This is a genomic window from Pseudoalteromonas carrageenovora IAM 12662, from assembly GCF_900239935.1.
Classification (GTDB): Bacteria; Pseudomonadota; Gammaproteobacteria; order Enterobacterales; family Alteromonadaceae; genus Pseudoalteromonas; species Pseudoalteromonas carrageenovora.
The window spans coordinates 287,160-296,844 of record NZ_LT965928.1; the positions used below are offsets into that span (position 1 = coordinate 287,160).

Consider the following 9,685-nt stretch of genomic DNA (forward strand, 5'->3'; position numbering starts at 1 on the left):
AAAGCTATTTTTATTAAAGGATATTGAATTAAATGTTCAAATCGTTACATTAACCTCATTAGAAGCATCTGTTGAGATGTTTTTTATCAATTAAACAAGTAACAATAACTGGGAATGAGGCCAATTATTATGAGTTCACACTATATGCAGCAACAGCAGCAAATAAGCAAAGTTAAGCAGTTTTTCTCGCAGCAATTAGAGCAGCAACTAGGGCTAATTGAAGTACAAGCCCCTATCTTGGCTAAAGTAGGTGATGGCACACAAGATAACCTTAGTGGCCACGAGAATGCAGTTGCAGTAAAAGTGAAAGCGATTACAGATAGCAGCTATGAAGTTATTCATTCACTTGCAAAATGGAAGCGTAAAACGCTCGCTACTTATGGTTTTAAAGTTGGAGAAGGTATTTATACGCAAATGAAGGCACTTCGCCCTGATGAAGACTCACTAAGCCCTATTCATTCTGTATATGTTGATCAGTGGGATTGGGAAAAAGTGATTTGCCAAACGAGCGAACGTTCGTTAAGTACATTACAAGAAACAGTTAAAGCTATTTATAAAGGCTTAAAGAAAACAGAGCAGTTTGTAAGTGACAGCTTTGGTATAAACACGTTTTTACCACGTGATATAACGTTTGTACATAGTGAAGATTTACGCAAAATGTATCCTGATTTTGATGCCAAGCAACGGGAAAAAGCGATTGCACAAGAGTATGGCGCAGTATTTTTAATCGGTATAGGTGGCGCATTAGGAGATGGCAAAATTCATGATGTAAGAGCGCCAGATTACGATGATTGGTCTACACCTACAGCTGATGAGTATAGAGGCTTGAACGGTGATATTTTAGTATGGAATCCTGTATTAGAGGATGCATTTGAAATATCATCAATGGGCATACGGGTTAGCCCTGATGCCTTAAAGGTACAACTGAGCATAACTAATGATGAAGATCGTTTAGAATTTGATTGGCATAAAGCGCTTCTACAAGGCGATTTTCCACAAACTATAGGTGGTGGAATAGGGCAATCGCGTGTAGCTATGTTATTGCTACAAAAGCAGCATATAGGGCAAGTACAAGTTGGTGTGTGGCCGCAGCATACACATGATGCGGTAGTTGGCTTATTGTAATAATGCAGTGAGTGCTCTGTGAGCACTCAATCCTTAATGTGTTTTAAATTCTACTTCAATTTTATTATTTATAAGTTTTACATTACATGGTGGGTAGTTGCGGGTAGTTTTAAGTACTTTATCAAAAATATGAATTTCTACCCCTGAGTGTAAAACTGAGTTCACGGCAAGGTTGGCATCGCTCAATAAGTCATGCAGGTCATGATCTAATGCCGATAGGCGTTTTTCTAATTGCTCTGCTTGCTGACAGTAATGTTGCTGGGTTGCACCAATTTTAGTAATTAACAGTTTCTTTTTTTCTGCATCTTTTACTAAATCTGTTTTTTCTAGTGCGGCTTGAAGTGTATCTAGTTGCTCATCTGTTTTTGCTAAGTCTTTAAAACAATTGTCTGTATCAGCTGTTATTTCTGCGCCTGATGCCGCCAAGTTAATAGTCATTTTAGCACCTGACTCATTACCAATCTCACCTGCTATTAGTGTTGTTGCATCAAGTATTTCACCACCAAATATTTTGCCTTTAGGCGCATCAGATTGGCCAACCTGCAATAGCCGCTTTGCCTTCATTACACAATGGCTTGTTTGACGGTCAATAAAAATATTGTGTGCCTCTAAATAGCAATATTGTGAGTGGGATACATGAATATCACCCTGCGCAATTAATTTACAAGAAAGCGTTTTATCATCAGCTTTTTGATGCCCAATAATAGCTTGTTTAACCGTAATGTTCCCGCCTGCGGTAAGCTCACCTGATTCTACTGTGCCAAAAATAGTGATATCACCTTTAGCGCTTACTTTCATCCCAGGCTCTATATTACGGGTAACAATAACGCTGCCTTCAAAATCAATATGGCCACTTTTCACTGTTACATCTGATATAGTAAAAATGTCATCTACGCGCATGCCATTATTAATTTCAACAGGTACGCCAGCAATAGTAGATACCAGTTCTAGTGGATTAACTTTTGATATTTCAGTGCCTTCACCGGCGACTAATTGCTTACTATCACCCGCTTTAGCCGGAAGTATATCGCCTAGTACAGTGAAACCTTCTTTGCCTGGGGTAGCAGGTTGTTGGCGAATAAGCACAGAGCCGGGCTCCACACTCGCCAGCTTACCAAAGTCACGCATATCAACACTGCCATCTTCTTTTAGCTTTGGTGCTTTTAAGCGATCTTTTAGGGTTTCTACAGTGGTTATGAGCTTCGTTGCTAAACCGTCACTTGGGAGCCTGCCTTTAGCTAAAATGCCTTTAACTAATGATCCTGCTTCGTTATCAAATTGCTTTTGTAATAACTGCTCCAAAAAAACCTGCTTATAACCACGAACAATACCTGCCTTTATAAGTTGTTTTTTAGCTTCTTCGAGGCTTAATAACTTGCCGCCCTGAGCAAGAGTCAGTTCGCCAATAGCTAGCATTTTATCGTCGCTAATAGTGACATTTAATACGGCGTTATGTTTACTTGCAACTACCAGTGTTTTATCAGCACTTTCATTTTTAAAAAAGTCATTAATTGAGTCATGCTCGATTTTGCAGTCGCAAAAAGTCGACTTTTCAAGCGCCTCAATAATAAATGCAGCGCTAGGAGGCACGTGCTCCCCTACATCAAGTAAAACATTTCCATTTTGGGCAAGCTTAAACACTAGTTGATCCTTTTCTACTACTTAAGTTAAATTTTTTATAAAAAACAATTACAGAGTGCTAGAAAATAGTATTTGAGTCAAGAAATGAGAGTGGACGAAATGTTAAGAGGGAAAAAAGGCTATGGAGCAGAGCCATAGCCTGTAAAGCTTAGTTAGTAGAGGGCAATTCCATAATACCGTCTATTTCAACTTGCGCACCTTTTGGTAGTGCTCTAACGCCTAACGCTGCACGTGCAGGGTAAGGCTGTTTAAAGTACTGACTCATTACTTCATTAACTGTAGCAAAGTTCGATAAATCAGTAAGGTAGATATTAATTTTTACCAAGTCTTGAATTTTTCCGCCAGCTTCTTCACATACTGCAGTAATATTTTTGAATACTTGATGTGTTTGTTCACTAAAATCTTCTGAGATCATTTCCATAGTCTCAGGCACTAATGGGATCTGACCTGATAAGTAAACAGCAGTGCCAACTTTAACTGCTTGGCTATATGTACCAATTGCTGCAGGTGCTTTGTCGGTAGAGATAAATGCTTTATTCATGTTTTTCCTATTTTACTTTTTACGATAGACTTTTTGCACATCAGGCATAACGCGAATGCGGCGCATAATGTTAGCAACATGGACACGGTTTTTAACGGTGACTCCTAGATCTATCACGTATAAATTACTTTCTTTTTCATCAGTGGCAATTTCTACAATATTGGCTTGGGTTGTAGCTACAACATTGGTTAATTTAGCTAATGCCCCTTGATGATTAATAATTTCAACTCTTAGAGCTGCAATGTATTCTTTTTCTGGGTTGTCGTCCCACTTTACAACTAGGTACTTAGAGCGCTCACTCTCCCAGCCTCGAATGTTTTTACATTCTTGACGGTGAACAGTGAGACCTTTACCTTGGCTAATATGCGCTGTAATAGCATCCCCAGGTACAGGTCGACAACATTTAGAGTAATTAACTAGCATGCCTTCTGTACCAATAATGGTCGCCTTGGCCTGGTTAGTTATATCAGTTAAATCGTCATTGTCGTTTTGCAATAAACGTTTAGCTATTAATACGCTCATTAAATTACCAGAGCCAATTTCAACAAGTAACTCAAGGACTGTAGATAGCTCATGCTCTTCAAGTACTCTGGCAATGTTTTCATCGGCAATACTATCGAGTTTGTTTTCGCCTAACGCAGAATCAAGTAAGCGACGGCCTAAAAGCATCGCTTCTTCGTGGTGTTGGCTTCTTAGGTAATTACGAACGCCCAAACGTGCTTTACCAGTAACAATAAAGTTTAACCAAGTCGCATTAGGGTGGGCGCCTGAGCTTGTTATTATCTCTATGGTTTGCCCAGTATCAAGCGGCTTACTTAATGGGTGTGGCTTACGGTTAACGCGTGCACCTACACAAGTGTTACCTACATCAGTATGTACAGCATAAGCAAAATCAACAGCAGTTGCGCCCATTGGTAGCTCTACTATGCGACCATCAGGCGTAAACACGTATATTTCTTCTGGGAATAACTCAGTTTTTACGTTTTCAACAAATTCAAATGATGAACCAGCGCTTTGCTGTAGCTCTAATAAACTTTGCATCCATTGGCGAGCACGTTGCTGAGCTGTATTTCCAGCACCATCACCTGCTTTTTTATACATCCAATGTGCAGCGACACCTTTATCGGCCATATGATCCATATCGTGGGTACGAATTTGAATTTCAACAGGTATACCGTGTGGGCCAACTAAAGAAGTATGTAAAGACTGATAGCCATTTGTTTTTGGCACTGCAATATAGTCTTTAAAGCGCGTTTCAATTGGCTTATAAAGGTTATGTGCAACACCTAATACGCGATAACACGTATCCATAGAATCAACGGCAATTCTGAACGCGTAAATATCCATAACTTCGTTAAATAGTAGCTCTTTATTAAGCATTTTTTTATAAATACTATATAGGTGCTTTTCACGTCCTGATACGGTGGCTTTAATTCCCGACTCTTCAAGACGTGCTTCTATTTCGCTTTGAATATTAGAAATAACTTCTTTACGATTACCACGCGCTTTTGCAACTTCTGATTTAAGCGCACGGTGTCTCATAGGGTATAAAGCCTGAAAACCTAAATCCTCAAGCTCATTTTTAATATCGTGAATACCTAAACGGTTGGCTATTGGTGCGTAAATCTCGAGCGTTTCGCGTGCTATACGTCGACGTTTATCTGGACGAAGGGCGCCCAATGTACGCATATTATGTGTTCTATCAGCAAGTTTGATTAATATAACCCTAATATCTTGGGTCATAGCCATAATCATTTTACGGTAGTTTTCAGCTTGAAATTCTTTTTTATCTTTAAAGCTAAGCTTATCGAGCTTACTTACACCTTCAACGAGTTCTGCCACTGTTTCACCAAAAATTTCAGCTAAATCTTGTTGGCTAAAATCGGTGTCTTCAATTACATCATGCATCAGCGCGGCCATGAGCGTTTCATGATCTAGGTGCATTCCTGCAAGAATTTGGCTTACTTCTACGGGGTGAGTAATGTAAGGTTCGCCGCTCGAGCGAGTTTGTCCTTCATGGGCCTCTCGGGCTACCACGTAAGATTTTTGAACCAGCTCTACATCAGCAGCGGGCAAGTATTCTGAGATTTTCTTTTTAAGACCTTCAAAAAGATACATTCACACTCCAATGTTCTCGTGAAGCAAATTAGGTAACGGTAAGTTAAGAATATACGATGAAAATAGAGGATTGCCAACGGCTATAGTAGAAATACTGCGCCGTTGGCTAAATCAGACCGGGAGGTCGATTACTGGTTGCCACCAACAATGGCAGCAACAGCAGCTAATTCTGCTGCTTCTTGGTGTTGTTGTTCTTCACGGTCAATTACGTCCATTGATGAACTATCAACTAAACCTAACTCAATTTCACGTAAAGCAACTACCGTTGGTTTATCGTTTTCAGGATCTACTAGTGGATCTTTACCACCAACAGCAATTTGGCGGGCACGACGAGCCGCAACTAAAATTAAGTCAAAACGATTACCAACTGCATCTACTGCATCTTCAACTGTTACGCGAGCCATCTCAGCACTCCAAAATATTTTAAAAGCAAAGGCGTAGTTTACTCCAAGGAGCAAGTTTCGCCAATAGCCAGTGGTTAATTTTTATCAGTTTTACATATCTAATACTGATTTAAACGCCGCTTAGTTATTTAAGTAAGCTGCTTAGTAAGTTTTGATGGCGGTTTTGCTGCGCTTTTAACGTTAAACGCTGAGCCATCACAATAGTTTCTATATCACTCAGAGCAGTATCAAATTCATCATTTACAACTACAAAGTCGTATTCATTATAATGCGAGGTTTCTGATTGTGCTTGTGCCATACGCCCAGCAATTACCTCAGCTGAGTCTTGTCCGCGGTTATTTAAACGTTGCTCAAGTTCTTCTTTTGAAGGCGGTAAAATAAAAATGGTCTGTACGCTTGGCATAATCTTACGAACTTGTTGCGCGCCTTGCCAATCAATATCTAAAAATACATCAATACCTGCATCTAGCTGCGATTCAATTGCTTGCTTTGATGTGCCGTAGTAGTTATCAAACACTTGTGCCCACTCAAAAAAATCATCTTTGGCAATTAACGCTTTAAATTCATCGGCGCTTACAAAGTGATAGTGAACCGCGTTTTCTTCACCAGGGCGAGGTGAGCGTGTAGTGTGCGATACCGATACTTTCATATCGTCATGCTTTTTTAGTAATGCCGTTATTAAGCTAGATTTACCCGCACCAGAAGGCGCAGATAGAATAAATAAGTTTCCGCGAGTTTGAGCCATGTTTTTCTCTACTTAAAAATAAACAGGCTTGAGTTACAAAAATAACCCAAGCCTTTAATGACACTATTGTACTTTATTTAGCTAATTGTGCTCAAGTGAGTCACAAAATTGAAATAGCATTATTCAATATTTTGAATCTGCTCTCTCATCTGCTCAATTAGCACTTTTAGCTCTACAGCTGCATTAGTAATATCACTATTGATAGACTTAGACGCTAGGGTGTTTGCTTCGCGGTTAAACTCTTGCATCATAAAATCTAAACGGCGGCCACATGCTCCGCCTTTTTTAAGAATTTTTCGTGTTTCTTTTACGTGCGATTTTAAGCGGTCTAGTTCTTCGGCAACATCTTGTTTTTGAGCAAGATAAATAAGCTCTTGTTCAAGGCGAGATTCGTCAATGTCTGTTTTTAAGTCTTCAAGCTTTTGGTTAAGCTTTTCACGCTGCCATTTTGCAATCTCTGGCATATGAGTTTCTACTACATCAACTTGCTCAAGTATTGCATCAAGGCGAGTTGCAATCATTTCTTCTAAATTTGCACCTTCATCACCACGAGCAGATTTAAAATCTTCTATTACTTGGTCAAATCCTGTAATAAGCGCTTTATTTACAGTATCTAAATCTATTTCTTGTGCTTCCATAACACCAGGCCAACGCAATATATCAACAGGGTTAATGTCGCCATTACTTTGTTGCTGCACCCATTTAGCACTATTTATTAATTGCTCAGCGAGTGATTCATTAATTGAAAGCTCGCCAACATGCGCTGGGTTTGCCACAAATTTTAAAAACACTTCAACTTTACCGCGTTGCAGATGCTTACGTAATCGTTCGCGAATCACTGGCTCCATGCCACGAAATTGCTCTGGTGCGCGAATAAATGTTTCAAGGTAGCGCTGGTTCACTGAGCGTACTTCCCAAGTGCCCGTGCCCCAGTCGCCTTTTACTTCGCGACGTGCATAAGCAGTCATACTGTGGATCATGGATAAGTTCCTAAAATTTGTAAATTCAATATTGCAGTGATTATACCGTAACACCACTTAACCTCTAGGGAAAATTTATTAGGCTGAATATTTTACAATCAGCATGGCATCTACCTTCACATGCACTTATAATGTCGCAAATTCAGAATAAAGGGGATCGTCCATGCGTCCAAGCGAAAGAACACCTAACCAAATTAGACCAGTTACATTTACACGTAATTACACTTTACATGCTGAAGGCTCCGTACTTGTTGAGTTTGGTAACACCAAAGTACTTTGTACTGCAACGGTTGAAGCGGGTGTACCTCGTTTCATGAAAGGCCAAGGCAAGGGTTGGGTTAATGCTGAATATGGCATGTTACCTCGCGCAACGCATACTCGTAATGCTCGTGAAGCAGCACGTGGAAAACAAGGTGGTCGTACTATGGAAATTCAACGCTTAATTGCTCGCGCATTAAGAGCTGCAGTAGATTTAAAAGCGCTTGGCGAAAATACGATTACTATCGACTGTGACGTGATCCAAGCCGACGGCGGAACACGTACAGCTTCTATTAGCGGTGCATGTGTTGCTTTAGTTGACGCACTTACCCACATGCGCGCAAAAGGGATGATCAATTCAAACCCCCTCAAACACATGATTGCTGCTATTTCGGTTGGTATCTACAACGGCCAAGCAATTAGTGATTTAGAGTATATTGAGGACTCTGCTGCTGAGACTGACATGAACGTAATTTTAACCGAAACAGGTAAAATTATTGAAATACAAGGTACTGCAGAGGGCGAACCATTCTCGTTCGACGAATTAGATGAGCTACTTACGTTAGCTAAACATTCAATCCGTGAGATTATTGACGTTCAAAAACAAGCGTTAGCATAAGCGAGTACCCCAATGAAAGATTATCAAAAAGAGTTTATTGAATTTGCTTTAGAAAAGCAGGTTTTAAAATTTGGCGAGTTTACACTTAAATCAGGCCGCACTAGCCCATACTTTTTTAATGCAGGACTTTTTAATACAGGTCGTGATTTAGCGCGTTTAGGTCGCTTTTACGCATCGGCCCTTGAAGATGCCGCAATAGAGTACGATGTTTTATTTGGCCCAGCCTATAAAGGTATCCCTATTGCGACTACAACTGCAGTTGCCTTAGCTGATCATCACGATAAAGACGTGCCTTATTGCTTTAACCGCAAAGAGAAAAAAGCACATGGTGAAGGCGGTACATTAGTAGGCTCTGAATTAACGGGCAAAATTATGCTGGTGGATGATGTGATCACCGCGGGTACTGCTATTCGTGAATCAATGGAAATCATCGCAGATAACGGTGCAGACTTAAGTGGTGTATTAATAGCACTTGATCGCCAAGAAAAAGGTAAAGCAGAGCTTTCAGCTATTCAAGAGGTTGAGCGCGACTTTAATACCAAGGTGATCTCTATTGTAAAATTAGCTGATCTTATTAGCTACCTTGAGAGCCAAGGTACAATGGACGAGCATTTAGCATCAGTTAAAGCATACCGAGATCAATACGGTATTGCCTAACTAAAAAAGCCTCGCAATTGCGGGGCTTTATTTTGACCACAGTTTATAGAGCTAATAATGAAAGATGTATTTAAACCTAATGGCTTTGGTATAAAGCGTATATTTAAAGCAACGTATTGTTCATACCTCGGCTTCAAAGCGGCCTTTATAGAAGAAGCGGCTTTCAGACAAGAGTTGCTACTTAGCATTATTTTGCTACCCATTTCTTTTTGGCTAGCTTCATCAGTATTACATTGGGCATTGTTAGTAAGTACATTACTGATCATATTAATTGTAGAACTACTTAATTCAGCAATCGAAGCATTAACAGATCGCGTTAGTACTGAACGCCATGTGTTATCAGGGCGTGCAAAAGATATGGGATCTGCAGCGGTAACCCTCTCATTAATGATCCTTATGATCGTGTGGGGCGCAAGTTTCTATATAAAGCTGTTTCAGTAAACCCTCTAGATAAACCAATTAATACACCTAGAATGTTAATAAAGTGCTAGTTATGTTGTGTTTTTAGCATGTTTAGCTCAAATACTCAGCGAACAGTCATTTATTTCACGTTTTCTTCAAAAAAGGGTTGATCTGTTTTCGGATCTCCCTATAATG

General features: G+C 39.9%; 10 protein-coding genes. 4 read left to right on the forward strand and 6 right to left on the reverse strand.

Translation table 11 applies throughout. The features are described from left to right. The first annotated feature begins 129 nt into the window (after positions 1–129). Entirely contained in the window at positions 130–1,125 is a 996-nt protein-coding gene (gene asnA, locus ALFOR1_RS01430; RefSeq protein WP_104641821.1) for an aspartate--ammonia ligase, read from the forward strand. Positions 1,126–1,158: 33 nt separating this feature from the next. On the opposite strand, the gene ALFOR1_RS01435 is transcribed toward asnA, so the two are convergent. The 6 genes from ALFOR1_RS01435 to ALFOR1_RS01460 form a co-directional block, all read right to left on the reverse strand. Then, the gene (locus ALFOR1_RS01435) at positions 1,159–2,766 is read right to left on the reverse strand and encodes a DUF342 domain-containing protein (RefSeq protein WP_104641822.1); all 1,608 of its coding nucleotides are present in this window, start codon (positions 2,764–2,766) and stop codon (positions 1,159–1,161) included. A 148-nt stretch (positions 2,767–2,914) separates the two neighbouring features. Further along, entirely contained in the window at positions 2,915–3,307 is a 393-nt protein-coding gene (locus ALFOR1_RS01440; RefSeq protein ID WP_024600049.1) for a RidA family protein, read from the reverse strand. A 12-nt stretch (positions 3,308–3,319) separates the two neighbouring features. Next, positions 3,320–5,425 carry a bifunctional GTP diphosphokinase/guanosine-3',5'-bis pyrophosphate 3'-pyrophosphohydrolase gene (gene spoT / locus ALFOR1_RS01445; protein WP_058548748.1) on the reverse strand — a complete coding sequence of 702 codons (2,106 nt, stop codon included), beginning with the start codon at positions 5,423–5,425 and terminating at the stop codon, positions 3,320–3,322. A 128-nt stretch (positions 5,426–5,553) separates the two neighbouring features. After that, the gene (gene rpoZ / locus ALFOR1_RS01450; protein ID WP_058548747.1) at positions 5,554–5,829 is read right to left on the reverse strand and encodes a DNA-directed RNA polymerase subunit omega; all 276 of its coding nucleotides are present in this window, start codon (positions 5,827–5,829) and stop codon (positions 5,554–5,556) included. Between the two features lie 124 nt (positions 5,830–5,953). Next, positions 5,954–6,574, reverse strand: a complete 621-nt coding sequence (gene gmk / locus ALFOR1_RS01455) for a guanylate kinase (protein WP_104641823.1) — start codon at positions 6,572–6,574, stop codon at positions 5,954–5,956. A 119-nt stretch (positions 6,575–6,693) separates the two neighbouring features. Next, positions 6,694–7,554, reverse strand: a complete 861-nt coding sequence (locus tag ALFOR1_RS01460) for a YicC/YloC family endoribonuclease (RefSeq protein WP_058548745.1) — start codon at positions 7,552–7,554, stop codon at positions 6,694–6,696. A gap of 163 nt (positions 7,555–7,717) precedes the next feature. Between ALFOR1_RS01460 and rph the strand changes: the two genes are divergently transcribed. The 3 genes from rph to ALFOR1_RS01475 are packed head-to-tail and all read left to right on the forward strand — an operon-like array spanning position 7,718 to position 9,529. Further along, positions 7,718–8,431: a ribonuclease PH gene (gene rph / locus ALFOR1_RS01465; protein WP_104641824.1), complete on the forward strand. Its 714-nt coding sequence runs from the start codon at positions 7,718–7,720 to the stop codon at positions 8,429–8,431. 12 nt (positions 8,432–8,443) lie between these two features. After that, complete coding sequence (pyrE, locus tag ALFOR1_RS01470) at positions 8,444–9,088, forward strand: orotate phosphoribosyltransferase (RefSeq protein WP_089348836.1); 645 nt, start codon at positions 8,444–8,446, stop codon at positions 9,086–9,088. 57 nt (positions 9,089–9,145) lie between these two features. Further along, positions 9,146–9,529, forward strand: coding sequence for a diacylglycerol kinase (locus tag ALFOR1_RS01475; RefSeq protein ID WP_104641825.1), 384 nt, complete (start codon positions 9,146–9,148; stop codon positions 9,527–9,529). The last annotated feature ends 156 nt before the right edge of the window (positions 9,530–9,685 follow it).